The following is a 13,927-nucleotide window of genomic DNA, read 5'->3' on the forward strand; positions in this document are numbered from 1 at the left end:
CCTCAACCAAACGTAAATGCGTAGGCCTGGACACCGGGGTCCAGGAATTCGATTTCGAACAGGTGCTCGCCGATGGTGTCGCGCTGGCGTACCAACTGGTAAAGACGGTGCTCATCGACCACGCCGGTGCCATCGGGATGGACGTCGCCGCCTGCATCGGCAGACGGAAGCGGCTTGCCATCCATCAACACGCGGAAACGAACCGGCGTGCCGTTCTCTGCCGGTGCCAACACCAGGTGCAGGTCGCGGGCATGGAAACGGAAGGCGATGCGGCCACCGGCCTGCTGCAGTTCCGCAGCCTCTTCGCTCACGGTCCAGGGTCCCCGCAATGCCCACTGGTTCAGCGTGAAGCGATCCGGCAGCGTGTAGTCGGCGCGTTGCCCGTTGCGGATGCCACCGGGAGACGCGAAGTTCTCCGCGCGGGCATGGCCCAGATAGGTCTCCGGCGAGCGCAGGTTGCCCATGTCGGCCTGCTCGGCAACGCCCTGCAGGCTGGTGGCGGCCGCAGGGTCGGCAGGCGGGGGCAGGTCGGTCTGGCCCGCCTCCTGCAGCAGCCGACGGATCACCTGCTCGGAGTGCGCATAGTTGCCCTCGCCGAACTGGTGCGCGCGGATGCGCCCTTTCGCATCGACGAAGTAGTGGGCCGGCCAATAGCGGTTTTCGAATGCGCGCCAGATGGCATAGTTGTTGTCCAGCGCGACCGGGTAGTCGACCTTCAGTTGTTCAACGGCGCGCATCACATTGCGCGGATTTCGCTCGAAGGCGAACTCGGGTGTATGTACGCCGATCACCACCAGGCCATGATCGCGATAGCGCTCCTGCCATTCGTGCACGAAGGGCATCGCGCGCAGGCAGTTGATGCAGGAATAGGTCCAGAAATCGATCAACACAACCTTGCCGCGCAGCTGCTCGCGGGTCAGCGGTGGGCTGTTGAGCCAGCCGGTGCTGCCGTCGAGGGCCGGCAGTTCGCCTTCGACCGGCAACGGCGTATCGGCCGCCCCGGCTGCGCCCGTGCTGGACAGCGTGGAGGCGGCGGGCTGCACGCCAGGAACCGCGTTGAGCAGCCCCTGCTCCAGTCGCGCCGTGCTCACCGCGGAGAGGCGCGTCAACACACCGGTGTCCCAGCCCATGGCGATGGCAACCACCGCCAGCAGCGCAGCAACGCCCAACAGGCGGCGCAGCGTATTGCCCATGCCCAGCCGTGCCTTCAAGGCATTGAAGACGCGCCCGCCGATCCATACCGCCAGCGCGAGGGCCGTCACTGCGCCCAGAGCGTAAGCCAGCAGCAGGCTGCTGGTGCTGGCACTGGCGCCATTCAATGCCGCGCCGGTCAGTACCAGACCGAGGATCGGGCCAGCACATGGCGCCCACAGCAGGCCGGTGGCGATACCCACGAGCAGGGAGGTGCCCGCTCCGCCCCGTCCGGCTTCATCGGCCGCATCGGCCCGCGCACTGAGTCGTGCGCCGGCCCGCTGGAACGGTGCCAGCAAGCGGTCGGAAAAGCGTGGCCACAACAACGCCAGAGCGAAAACCGCCATCACGACCAGCGCGATCCAGCGACCGATCTGGTTGGCCTGCGCCACCCAGGCGCTGCCCACGGCCGCCAGGCTGGCCACCACGGTGAAGGTGATCGCCATGCCCAGCAGCAGCGGCAGGGTGCTGCGCAGGAAGGAGCGGCCTGCGCGTGCAAACACGAACGGCAGCACCGGCAGGATGCAGGGACTGAGCAGGGTCAACACACCCCCCAGGTAGGCCAGCAGCAACAGCATCATCGACGCTCCATCAAGGGGATCAGCAGGAAGAAGGACATCACACCGGCACGCGCCAGCGTTCGCCGCTGTCGTTGGCATCGGCGGCGGCAGACGGCTCAAACGTCATCGCTGCACCGTTCATGCAATAGCGCAGGCCCGTCGGGCGGGGACCGTCGTTGAACACATGGCCCAGATGGCCACCACAGCGGCGGCAGTGGATTTCCACCCGTACCATGCCGAACAGCGTATCGCGCTGCTCGCCCACCGCGTCCTTCAGCGGCTGCCAGAAGCTCGGCCAGCCGGTGCCACTCTCGAACTTGGTGGCCGACGAAAACAGCGGCAGCGCGCAGCCCGCGCAATGGAACGTGCCCCGGCGCTTTTCCCGGTCCAGCGGACTGCTGCCCGCGCGCTCGGTGGCCTGCTGACGCAGCACGGCGTACTGCGCAGGGGTCAGGCGCTGCTTCCATTCGGCATCGCTGCGCATGATGTCGAAGCGGCGGGCCGGCGCGGCCTCGGCGGCTGCAGGGGCGGCGCGGCTGCAGGCCCCCACGCCCAGCACGCTGGCGGCGGCTGCCATGCCGCCCAGGCCAAGCAGGTGACGACGGGTAAGCGACATGGGCGATCTCCAGCGAAGGTCGATGTGGCCATGCTGCGCCCACGCGCATCAACGAATCCTCACGGAGAGTTAAATTTTCCGTGATACATCCACGGACCGGCCGACGGACAATGACGGCACGTCTTCCTGCCGCCACCCTGCCTCCATGACTGCTGCCCAGCGCGTCCTGATCGTCGAAGACGATGTCCACATCGCCGACCTGCTGCGCCTGCATCTGGCCGATGAAGGCTACACGGTGGTGCATGCGGCCGACGGTGACGTCGGCATGCGGCTGCTGGAGCAGGAGGGGCCCTGGGATGCGCTGGTGCTGGATGTGATGTTGCCCGGCGTGGATGGCCTGCAGATATGCCGGCGCGCGAGGGCGATGGCGCGCTATGTCCCGATCATCATCATCAGCGCCCGTGGCAGCGAGACCCAACGGATCGTCGGGCTGGAACTCGGCGCGGATGACTACCTTGCCAAGCCGTTTTCGATGCCGGAACTGGTGGCGCGAGTACGCGCGCTGCTGCGCCGTGCAGACGCGATGGCACAGAACGCGCGGCTGGATGCGGGGGCGATCGAACTGGGCCCGCTGCGCCTTGACCCGCTGGCGCGGGTGGCTGCCCATTCCGGCAAGGAGCTGGAGCTGACGCCGCGTGAGTTCGACCTGCTGCTGTTCTTTGCCCGCCATCCGGGGCAGGTATTCACCCGCGCCGAGCTGCTGGACCAGGTCTGGGGTTACGGCCACGATGGCTACGAGCACACCGTCAACACGCACATCAACCGCCTGCGCAACAAGATCGAAGTGGACCCGGCCAATCCGAAGCAGATCCTTACGGTATGGGGCCGCGGCTACAAGCTGGTGGGCACCACCGGAGGTGACGCGTGACGCTTCGGCTGCGCCTATGGCAGAAACTGGCGGCGGTGTTCGCCGCGCTGCTGGTGCTGTGCAGCCTGGCGCTGCTGGGCATGCAGATGCGCATGGCGCTGCGGCATGAGCAGGAAGTGGTGCAGCGCCTGTCGCTGGGACTGGCCGCTCACATCGCCCAGCGCAGCGAGCTGATGGATCAGGCGGGCATGCGCGAACCGGAAGTGCGCGCGCTGTTCGGCCAGCTGATGGCGGTCAATCCCAGCGTCGAGGTGTATCTGCTGGACGAGCAGGGCCGCGTGCTGGGCCATGACGCACCGAGTGGCCATCTGCATCGCGACAAGGTGGACCTGGCGCCGCTGAAGGCGCTGCTGGCCGGTGGGGCACTGCCGATCCTCGGCGACGACCCGCGCAGTGCCAGCGGACGCAAGGTCTTCAGCGTGGCGCCGCTGGTGGTGCAGGGCAAACCAGCAGGCTATGTCTACGTGGTGCTGGTGGGTGAGCAGCGGCAGATGCTGGCGGATGACCTGGCCAGCAGCAGCCAGTGGCGCACCACGCTGTGGTCAGTGGTGCTGGTCGCGGTGCTGGGCATGCTGGCCGGACTGGTGGCGTTTTATTGGGTGACGCGGCCGCTGCGTGAGTTGACCCGGCGCATTCAATCATTCGACATCGATGCCCCCACGGAGCTGCCTGCGCTGCCCGCGCTGCGCGATGACGAGCGCGACGAACTGCTGATTCTGGAGCACGCACACGCACAGATGGCCCACCGACTGGGTGAGCAGTGGCAGCAACTGCGTCAGCAGGACCTGCAGCGACGCGAGATGGTTGCCAACATTTCCCATGACCTGCGCACGCCGCTGGCGTCGCTGCATGGCTATCTGGAAACGCTGGCGATGAAGGAAGCGACGTTGAGCGTTGAAGAACGCCGTCGTTATCTGGCGATCGCGCTTTCGCAGAGTGCCAAGGTCGGCGGACTGGCGCGCGCGCTGTTCGAGCTGGCACGGCTGGAGCACGGCCAGGTGCAACTGCAGTGGGAAGTGTTCGCGCTGCCGGAACTGCTGCAGGATGTGCTGCAGAAGTTCGAATTGTCCGCTGAAGCCAAGCAACAGCGGCTGGATGCATCGTTCCCTCAGGGGCTGCCGCTGGTGCGTGCCGACGTGGGGCTGGTGGAACGGGTACTGACCAACCTGATCGACAATGCGCTGCGGCATACGCCGGAGGGCGGTCACGTGCAGGTTCGGCTCTTCGCAGCGTCGGACCACGTGCGCGTGCAGGTAGGCGACAACGGCCCGGGCGTGGATCCGGCCCTGCGCGCGACGCTGTTCCATGCGCCGGCCGCGCTCGGTCCGCGTCGCGGCGAGAATGGCGGGCTCGGGCTGCTGATCGTGCAGCGCGTGGTGCAACTGCATGGCCACGACATCCGGCTGCTGGACACCGAGCAGGGCGCGACCTTCGAGTTTGCGTTGCCGCGGGCGAAGCCTGCAGCGTAATGCTTGATCGGCGGGCGATCGATCCGCGAGCATTGTTGCATTGCCGCGGGGATGATCTGCGGCAGGCCATTGCTGGAACCCTTTCTGGATGCCCGGGAGCATCCAGAAGGGGCCGCGCTGAGGCGAGATCAGTCCAGGATCGGTTTCACCTCACGGATCACCTTCATGTTCCATGGGCACCACGCGAAGCCTGGTAGCAGCGGGGGGGTTCCGATGTGATCGATGTGGTCTTCCACGGCCATGGCCGTCGCATCGCATTCAAGCGGTCCTTCAATGCTGGCGTTCACTGTTTCCGGGACGAAATGAAAATTCCAGGACGGGTTATAGGACTTCCGACCGCGTTTTATGATCCCGCCAATCACATCGGCCCCTTGGCCGCCATTTCCCAGTCCTTCGGTCCTGATGCGCTGTATGACCGCGGGATCTGTGACCCCGAAAATGAATTCCTGCTGCGAAATCGCACGACTTCGATCAATCATTGCGAAGTAGACGATGCTTTGAGGCTGCGATTGGGCCAATGCAGAAAACGGACCTGTGGCAATCAAGACCAGCAGCAGCGTTGCACGTTTCATGGAAGCACCCTTGAGTCATTTGAAGAGTGCCAGCGCTGACAGGAAGATGTCCGGCCGGAACTGGCAGACTCATTCAACATGAGGCGCTTCAGCGCATGGGATTATCGACGATGCTGTTTGCAGAATTTCGCCCACGCTCGAGCTCCATGCCGGATGTCTATCACTTCAGGTGATCAACGCGCCCGGAGGTGTCAGCAACGTACAGATCGACGCGTGTTGCCCAAGCCGCCCGTATGACGGACACGACATCCATTGGGAGAGGATGAGCCAAAAAAAAGGACCCGACAGAGGGAGGGATCTGTCGGGTCCTGCGACTGCACGGGGGGAGGGACCCATGCAGTGTTCTGGTGGTCTGCGGAACCGGGAAGATTCGCGACCTGTTGCAATGCAGCATACGCCTTTCGTGCTGCATTGCAACAGGATCGTCTACTGTGTCCTGAACGAGGCTGAATGTCGTTCAGTATCAACCACTTGCTCAGCGGGTCGCGGGCCCACGATAGCGGCATCCGGACGTGCAGGTCTCATGCACGGTGATCTCGCTGAGGGCAGGCAGCACCGGCTTGAGCTCCTGCCAGATCCAGACCGCCAGATTCTCGCTGGTCGGGTTTTCCAGCCCCGGGATGTCATTGAGGTAGTGGTGGTCCAGGCGGTCGTAGATCGGCTGGAATGCGGCTTTGACGTCGCCGAAATCCATGATCCAGCCCGTCTGTGCACCGGGTTCGCCCTCGACTTTCAGTTCCACCCGGAACGAATGGCCGTGCAGGCGCGAACACTTGTGGCCCGGCGGCACGTTGGGCAGCCGATGCGCTGCTTCGATCATGAAGATTTTGAAGATTTCCATGATGCGGATTGTACCGGTCCGCAGTGCCAGGCCCGTTACAACGGCAACTGAATCCTTTTCATCGCGATGAAGAGATGTTAGCTTCTCTTATATCCGTATGAAGAGATGTTATTGGCTGCACAGCAGCCCTTCATGTGCTACTGCGGAACTGCCACCACCACCCCACGAAGACCACATGCCCCAGCACACCTTGCTCGTGGCGGCCTTGGCCGCTGCCTTGGCCGCGCCTTTGCCTGCCGCAGCCGAAACCTCTGCCGACACCTCCGCCACTGGCGATGCCAGCACACTGGCCGCCGTGCGGGTCACCGGGTCCAACATCAAACGCACTGACACGGAGACCGCCAACCCGGTCCAGGTGATCGGCCGCGAACAGCTGGAGGCCACCGGCAAGGCGTCGGTCGCCGATGTACTGCGCTCGATCTCGGCCAACACCGGCAATGCAGCGAACGAGACCTCCAACAGTGGCTGGGCCTCTGGCTCGGCAGGTATCGGCCTGCGTGGCCTGTCGCAGAAAAACACGCTGGTGCTGCTCAACGGCCGGCGCTTGGCCAACTATGGTTTCCCGGCCAATGGCCTGTCCGACACCTTCGTCAACCTCAATGCGCTGCCGCTGGTCGCCGTGGAACGGATCGAAGTGCTCAAGGACGGCGCGTCGGCGGTGTATGGCTCGGATGCCGTGGCCGGCGTGGTCAACATCATCACCCGACAGAACTACCAGGGCGCGGAGATCGGCGGCAGCGTCGGCACGGCGGACCAAGGTGGGCTGGACGAAACCAAGCTGAAGTTCGTCGGCGGGCTGGGTGACCTGGAGAGTGACGGCTACAACATCCTCTTCAGCCTGGAAGCTTACAACCGCGATCGCCTGGACCAGGACGAGCGCGACCTGACCCAGAGCGGCATCTACAGCGACAAGCCCGGTGGCCGCTGGAACGGCTGGTCGGCGAAAGGCGCGCGGTACCTGATCAATGGGGCGTCGGTGCCCATGCTCGATGGCAATGGCCAGTGCCCGGACGGCACCACCCTGGTCGCCAGCGCGCCGATCGATGGACTGGCCGGCAACACCTGCGGCTTCAACCAGGCACCGTTCACCACGTTGATTCCGTCTACCAAACGCTGGCAGGCCTATGCGAACGGCACGTTCCGCGTCAGTGACAACGTCGAAGCCTTCGGCGAAGTCCTGTACAGCGAGGTAAAAGGCGTTTCGTGGTTCGGCAGCAGCCCCTTCTTCACCCTGGAGAGTGGTCGCTTCGCGCTGAACGCGGATACCGGACTGGCCGAGCCGGTGTCTTCGAACCTGCCCGCCAACAACCCCTACAACCCGTACGGGCGCGCGGTGCCGATCGAATACACGTTCTTCAACCTCGGCGGCACGGTGAAGACCAACCGCTCGCAGTCCTACCGCGGACTGGTCGGCCTGCGTGGCAGCAGCGAGCGCTGGGATTGGGAGGTGGGCGCGTTCGGTGCCCGCAGCAGCGAGCGTGAGACCGTGTCCGGTGGTTTCGCGAACCGCTGGGCGCTGGCCGACGCGTTGGCCACCGGCAGCTACAACCTGTTGGATCCGTCGGCCACGCCTCAGTCGGTGCTTGATGGCATCAACATCGCCACCTTGCGCCCGGCCGAATCCAAGCTGCAGGGCATCGATGCGAAAGTGTCTGGCACGCTGGGCCGTACCTGGGCCGGCGACATCGGCTTCGCCTCGGGGCTGGAGTGGCGCCGCGAGAAACTGGACTCCAACAATCCCTGGCAGATCGATGCCGGCCTGCAGGTGCGCCCCGCCATCGCCGAAGTGCACGGCGAGCGGACCGTGACCGCAGCGTATGCCGAAGCGATCGTGCCGCTGGCCTCCAGGCTGGAGCTTTCGGTCGCCGCGCGTGCGGATCATTACGACGACTTCGGCGATGCGTTCTCGCCCAAGCTGGGCCTGCGCTGGCAGCCGCTGGACTTCCTGCTGGTGCGCGCGGCCGCGTCGAAGGGCTTCCGTGCACCGTCGCTTTCGGAGAACTCGGACAGCACCAGCATTTCCTACGGCAGCGTGGTCGACCCGCGTGACCCGGACCTGCCCGGATCGCGGCAGAACCCCACGTTCTTCACCGTCGGCAATACCGACCTGAAGCCGGAACGCACGCGCAGCTACAACTTCGGCGTGGTGCTGTCGCCGTGGGCGAACACCAACCTGAGTGTCGACTACTACAAGATCGAGCTGGAAAACCTGGTCGGCACCAACAACACCCAGACCCTGGTCACCAACGATGTGCCCGGCGCGGTGCAGCGCGATGAGCGCGGCAAGATCCAGGCCGTGTACAACCGCTACCAGAACCTGAGTGACCTGAAGACCTCCGGCATTGATGTCGAGCTGCGCCAGCGGGTGCCCACCGATCGCTTCGGCACCTTCAACCTGAGCTCGGCGTACACCCATGTGCGCGACTACCGCCGGCCCACGGTTATCGGCGGTCCGCTGGTGGACTACGCCGGCAGCAACCTCGGTGCGACCTTGCCGAAGAACAAAGCGACGACGTCGTTGGACTGGGCGTACGGTGATGTACGCACGGCGCTCACTTGGTACTACACCAGTGGTTATGACCAGAAGGCCAGCACGACGGCGCAAGCCGTGCAGGACCGGGTCGACTCGTACAGCCAGTTCGATCTGTACGTCGGGTACACCGGATTCGAGCAGCTGACCCTGTACGCGAAGATCCAGAACCTGGGCGATGAGGCACCGCCGTACGACGCGTCGTTCCCGGGCATCCGCGCGCCCTACGATTTCAGCCAGTACGACCTGCGCGGACGCTACTTCACGGTCGGGTTCGACTACCGGTTCTGACCGAGCCTGCTTCGTTGCACCGCACTATCCGCCTGGTCGCCGCGTGCGGCCAGGTGGCTGCCCTCGGCGCTCCAGCGCCAACCTTCATGGGGAATCGTTGTGTCCTTCCATCGCAGTGTGTTGTTGTCCTTGTTCGTTGCCGCCGTCGCGGTAGCCGCTCCGGTTCTCCCGGCGCAGGCCCAGAGTGCTTACTTCTTCCCGCAGGGCCAATCCGCCGATTTCGATCCGGCCGTGCCGACGCCGCAGCAGTTCCTCGGCTACGAAGTCGGCAGCCGCTACACACGGCATGACCAACTGGTGGGCTACTTCAACGAACTGGCCAAGCATTCCGACAAGATCACGGTGCAGGAAATCGGCCGCAGCTACGAAGGGCGTCCGCTGCTGATCGCCACGGTGACCGCGGCACCGAACCACGTGCGGCTGGACACGCTGCGTCAGCAGCATGCCACTCTGGCCGATCCCGCGCAGCCGCGCACCGCTGCCGGCGACAGCCCTGTGGTGGTGTGGCTGGGCTACAGCGTGCACGGCAACGAGACCTCCAGCGGCGAGGCGGCGATGCTGACGGCGTACTACCTGGTGGCCAACCGCAGCGCCGAGACACAGCAGTGGTTGCAGAACGCCGTGGTGCTGTTCGATCCGGCGCAGAACCCGGACGGTCGTGACCGAGCGGCGAACTGGCACAACGCCTACGCATCCAGTCCGGCATCGGCCGACCCGGCCGACAAGGAGCACGTTGAGCCGTTCCCGCAGGGTCGCACCAACCACTACTTCACCGACCTCAACCGCGACTGGCTGGCCCTGACGCAACAGGAAAGTCGACCGAAGATCGAGGTCTTCCACCAGTGGTACCCGAACGTGCAGATCGACTTCCACGAAATGGGCAAGGACAGCACGTACTACTTCGAGCCGTCACCGAAGAGCATGCACAGTCCGTTGCTGCCGGCCTCGTCGTACGAATTCAACAAGACCCTGGCGAAGTACCACGCCGCCTCGCTGGATGCGTTGGGCTCGCTGTACTACACCGGCGAAAACTACGACAACTTCTCCCCGGTGTATGGCTCCACCTACCCGGATTTCCACGGTGCCGTGGGTGTCACCGTCGAACAGGCCAGCTCGCGGGGACGCGTGCAGGAGTCGGTCAATGGTCCGTTGACCTTCCCGTTCACCATCCGCAACCAGGTCGCGACCGGGCTGGGCACCGTGCGCGGTGCGGTGGCTGAGCGGGAAGGCCTGTTCACCCTGCAGAAAACGTTCTTCCAGTCCGCGCTCAAGCAGGCGGGGCAGCAGCCCTTGAAGAGCTTCGTGTTCGGCGATGCGCACGATCCTGCGCTCACCCGCAAACTGCTTGAGTTGTTGCTGCTGCACCGGATCGAGGTGCATGCGCTGGCATCGACCGTCACCGTGGAGGGGCGCCGCTTTGAACCTGGCAGTGCCTACGTGGTGCCCGCTGCGCAGTCGCAGTTCCGGCTGGTGCATTCGATATTCGCCGACACCCCACCGATCAAGGGCGATGTGTTCTACGGCAGCACGTCTTACGCTATCGCACCGGCCTACGGGGTTGCTTTCGCCGCCAGCAAGGGGCGCATCGCGGAGGGCACGCAGGTAACCGCGTTGCCGCCGGTGCAGGCGGGGGTACAGGGTGGCCAGGCTGGCTACGCGTATGTGATCGATTGGCGCGACTACAACGCGGGCCGTGCGCTGTACGCACTGCAGTCCAAGGGTCTGTCCACGCGCGCGGCATTCCAGTCTTTCACCGCCAGCACGGTAGGTGGCGATGTGTCGTTCGCGCCCGGCAGCATCGTGGTGCCGGTGGCAGGACAGCCCCTGCAGGGCGCGGCGCTGCTGGATGCCGTGCAGGCGGCCGCAACGGATGCAGGCGTGCAGGCCCATGCACTGGCCAGCGGCCAGAGCCGGGGCGGTGTCGATCTGGGCAGCGATGGGGTGAAAGCATTGCGCAAGCCCACCGTCGCGCTGGTGATGGGCGAGGGCGTGAACGCCACCGAGATCGGCTCGGCCTGGTTCCTGCTGGACCAGCAGCTGCAGCTGCCCGCCAGCAAGATCGACCCGACCCAGCTGGGCAAGGTGGCGTTGGACCGCTACACCACGATCGTGTTGTCCGGTGGCAAGTACGAGGCAGTGGACGACGTCGCCGTGGGCGCGCTGAAGCGCTGGATCCAGGCAGGCGGTTCGCTGGTGACGTATGGCACCGCCTCGCGCTGGGCAATCGACAAGAAGTTGGCCGACGGTGAGAAGCTCGGCCAGGACGAAGAGACCGCTGCGGGCGAACGCAAGGCGTTTGGCGATCAGCGCGATATCGCGGCGATCGAGCGGGTGAGCGGCAACATCCTCAGTGCGGATATCGACACGAGCCATCCGTTGGGCTTCGGCGCACCGGGTCGCGCGCTGGCGGTGAACAAGGAAAACGCGGTGGTGCTGCAGCCGAGCGCCAATCCGTTCTCCACGGTGGTGCGGGTGGACGAGCAGCCGCGCGTCAACGGCTATCTGTCCGAGCGCAACCGGGCGCGGGTGAAGGGCTCGGCGTGGTTGCTGGTGTCGCCGCAGGGGCAGGGCAACGTGGTGTTGTTCGCCGATGACCCGGCGCACCGGAAGTACTGGCACGGGACGGACCGGTTGCTGGTCAATGCGGTGTTCTTCGGCAATCTGTTGAACCCGGCGAAGCCGAGGGGCTAGGTGGGGTTGCCGGGCTGCGGGTCCACGTCATCGCATTCGCGCTGCCGCTCCCACGCTTTGCTTCGCAAACCGCGGGCCCCGTCTCACCAGCACCCACACCCCGCCGCCTCCCGGCCGCCCCTGACTCAGGGGCTCCCTCCACCCGACGGATTATCGCCATCTGTAGCGCCGAGCCGTGCTCGGCGGAATGTCCCCGCCAACGGCCCGCTGCGCTCGCCGACCATGGGTCGGCGCTACCGCTTTTTTCTTTTTTCTTACGCGGATGGCGGCGCAAGGAACCTGTCAGAGGGCTGGGCGGTGGGGCTGGGCGGGGGCGTTGAGCGCCATGGATGGCGCGAAACGAGGCACGCATGGACGCAGTTTTTGCCGGCCCCCGCCCAGCCCCACCGCCCAGCCCCAAGCACGCAGCCTGCTGTAAGAGTCAGCCGCGAGGGGCTCAGCCGCTCGCCGCATCAAAATCGTATTGCGAATCATTCGCAATAGGCATAGAGTGTGCGCCGCCGGACTGGGGCCGGTGCCTTCCACGAGATATGCCGATGAAAACCTGCTTGCTGGCTGGCCTGATGCTGGCCGCCGTCGTGTTGCCTGCCCGTGCGCATACGCCGTATCTGGCGCCGGCAACGTTCCAGATCCAGCCGACCAGCCTGGTCACGCTCGATGCCAGCTTCGCTGAAACCTTCTTCGTTCCCGAAGTGGTGTTCGACAACAGCACCTTCGTGGTGACCGATCCCGATGGTGTGACCCATGCACCCGATACCGTGCATCTGTTGAAGACCCGGGCCGTGGTCGAGCAGCGGCTGCCGGGCAAGAAGGGTACCTACCGCTTCAGCACCGGTAATCGCCTTGGTGCGGTGTTCCGTACGTTCGAGGTCAACGGCAAGACTGAAAGCAGCCGTGACCCGTCCACGCCGCTGCCGGCCGGGGCGAAGATCGTGTCGCACTACCAGAGCCTGTCGCGGTCGGAGGTCTATCTGACGGCTGGGGAACCGACTACCGACGCCCTGAAGCCTTACGGCAAGGGCCTTGAGCTGGTCCCCGTCACCCATCCGAGTGATCTGTACGTGGGCGAGTCTTTCGTCTTCGAAGTGCGCTACGACGGCAAGCCGCTGCCGGCGCAGAAGGTGGAGATCAACCGCGCGCTCGGCGATGGCCACAGCCAGCCGGCCGCCCTGGAACTCACCACTGACGCCGCAGGCAAAGCCACCTTGCCGTTGCAGCAGGCAGGCAGCTACCTGGCGCTGATCCGCTATCGCGGCGTCGCCCCGGCAGGTGCCGCCGCACCGCAGTACGGCAACAACTACACGCTCAGCTTCCGCGTGCTGGAACCGTAAGCCACTCCCCTGAAGGATTTCCTCGTATGACCAAGATCATGATCGCGCTGGCGCTGCTTGCGGCTACATCCGCCCCCACGGCATCCGCGCAACAGGCCGCTGCACCTGCCCTGTCTTCTGCCGCAGCCGATTTCCTGGAGCAGTTCGATCCGCAGGACACCGGCGCGGTCAGCTGGGCACAGTTCGAGACCTTCCGTCGCGCACGCTACGCCGCGACCGACCGCAACGGCGATGGCAGCGTGGACAAGCAGGAGTACATCGACGAGTACCTGCAGCGTTTCGACGAACGCCTGGCCAAGGCCCGCGAAGGGCACCTGCGGCAGACCGGCACACGCTTCAAGGCACTGGACCAGGACAAGGACGGGCGCATCAGCCGCGACGAATTCGACGCAGCGGGCGAGCGCACCTGGGACGGCTACGAGAAGAGCCAGGACGCGACGCGGGAAAGCGCGGCGGCGACCAACCGCGATCCGCTGAAGATGCCGACCTCGCATACCGCCAACGGCATGCTGGACCTGTACGACCGCAACGGTGACGGGGTGGTCGATCGCGCCGAGTTCGATGCTGCACGCGCCGCCACGTTCGCCGCGACCGACACCAATGCCGATGGTCAGCTGGACCTGGCCGAGTACACCGCCGAATTTGCCGGTCGCCTGGATGCGCAGCGCACGAAGGTGCGTGACGCGGGCGGGCGTCAGGCGGCGGTGCGCTTCGGGGCACTGGACACCGACAAGGATGGTCGGATGACCTTCGCCGAGTACCAGGTGTCGGGCAAGCGCCTGTTTGATCGCGCTGATACCAACAGTGATCGCATCGTCGATGCGCGTGATCCGGAACCGACCGCTACGCCGTGACACATCGGGTGCCGGCATGCCGTCGGCGCCCCATCACCCGATCTCCCACGACCTCCCAGCCCGCACCGCCGCCACGCGCGTCGGCAGCCAGGAATGGCGTTAGCCCAGCCTTT

At 65.3% G+C, this 13,927-nt stretch carries 10 protein-coding genes; 6 read left to right on the forward strand and 4 right to left on the reverse strand.

The window, feature by feature from the left end; all coding sequences use genetic code 11:
- Positions 1-2: 2 nt before the first annotated feature.
- Both IFT65_RS08490 and msrB read right to left on the reverse strand, forming a co-directional pair.
- Positions 3-1,772 carry a cytochrome c biogenesis protein DipZ gene (locus tag IFT65_RS08490; protein WP_192081111.1) on the reverse strand — a complete coding sequence of 590 codons (1,770 nt, stop codon included), beginning with the start codon at positions 1,770-1,772 and terminating at the stop codon, positions 3-5.
- 37 nt (positions 1,773-1,809) lie between these two features.
- On the reverse strand, positions 1,810-2,367 hold the full coding sequence (gene msrB, locus IFT65_RS08495; RefSeq protein ID WP_188325965.1) for a peptide-methionine (R)-S-oxide reductase MsrB: 558 nt from the start codon (positions 2,365-2,367) through the stop codon (positions 1,810-1,812).
- Between the two features lie 145 nt (positions 2,368-2,512).
- Here msrB and IFT65_RS08500 point away from each other — a divergent pair, with 145 nt between their 5' ends.
- Together IFT65_RS08500 and IFT65_RS08505 are read left to right on the forward strand one after the other, a co-directional pair.
- On the forward strand, positions 2,513-3,235 hold the full coding sequence (locus IFT65_RS08500; RefSeq protein WP_192081112.1) for a response regulator transcription factor: 723 nt from the start codon (positions 2,513-2,515) through the stop codon (positions 3,233-3,235).
- Positions 3,232-4,704: an ATP-binding protein gene (locus IFT65_RS08505; RefSeq protein WP_342365875.1), complete on the forward strand. Its 1,473-nt coding sequence runs from the start codon at positions 3,232-3,234 to the stop codon at positions 4,702-4,704. The genes IFT65_RS08500 and IFT65_RS08505 overlap by 4 nt, the downstream gene beginning before the upstream one ends.
- A gap of 128 nt (positions 4,705-4,832) precedes the next feature.
- On the opposite strand, the gene IFT65_RS08510 is transcribed toward IFT65_RS08505, so the two are convergent.
- Together IFT65_RS08510 and queD are read right to left on the reverse strand one after the other, a co-directional pair.
- On the reverse strand, positions 4,833-5,276 hold the full coding sequence (locus tag IFT65_RS08510) for a calmodulin-binding protein (protein WP_192081113.1): 444 nt from the start codon (positions 5,274-5,276) through the stop codon (positions 4,833-4,835).
- A 475-nt stretch (positions 5,277-5,751) separates the two neighbouring features.
- Positions 5,752-6,117 (reverse strand): 6-carboxytetrahydropterin synthase QueD, encoded by a 366-nt coding sequence (queD, locus tag IFT65_RS08515; protein WP_188325967.1) that lies wholly within the window; start codon positions 6,115-6,117, stop codon positions 5,752-5,754.
- Positions 6,118-6,292: 175 nt separating this feature from the next.
- Here queD and IFT65_RS08520 point away from each other — a divergent pair, with 175 nt between their 5' ends.
- The 4 genes from IFT65_RS08520 (at position 6,293) to IFT65_RS08535 (ending at position 13,814) form a co-directional block, all read left to right on the forward strand.
- Positions 6,293-8,938 (forward strand): TonB-dependent receptor, encoded by a 2,646-nt coding sequence (locus IFT65_RS08520; protein WP_192081114.1) that lies wholly within the window; start codon positions 6,293-6,295, stop codon positions 8,936-8,938.
- 99 nt (positions 8,939-9,037) lie between these two features.
- The gene (locus tag IFT65_RS08525; RefSeq protein WP_192081115.1) at positions 9,038-11,629 is read left to right on the forward strand and encodes a M14 family zinc carboxypeptidase; all 2,592 of its coding nucleotides are present in this window, start codon (positions 9,038-9,040) and stop codon (positions 11,627-11,629) included.
- Between the two features lie 536 nt (positions 11,630-12,165).
- Positions 12,166-12,960 carry a DUF4198 domain-containing protein gene (locus tag IFT65_RS08530; protein ID WP_192081116.1) on the forward strand — a complete coding sequence of 265 codons (795 nt, stop codon included), beginning with the start codon at positions 12,166-12,168 and terminating at the stop codon, positions 12,958-12,960.
- 26 nt (positions 12,961-12,986) lie between these two features.
- Positions 12,987-13,814, forward strand: a complete 828-nt coding sequence (locus IFT65_RS08535) for an EF-hand domain-containing protein (protein ID WP_192081117.1) — start codon at positions 12,987-12,989, stop codon at positions 13,812-13,814.
- Positions 13,815-13,927 lie beyond the last annotated feature (113 nt).

The organism is Stenotrophomonas sp. CFBP 13725, assembly GCF_014841935.1.
Classification (GTDB): Bacteria; Pseudomonadota; Gammaproteobacteria; order Xanthomonadales; family Xanthomonadaceae; genus Stenotrophomonas.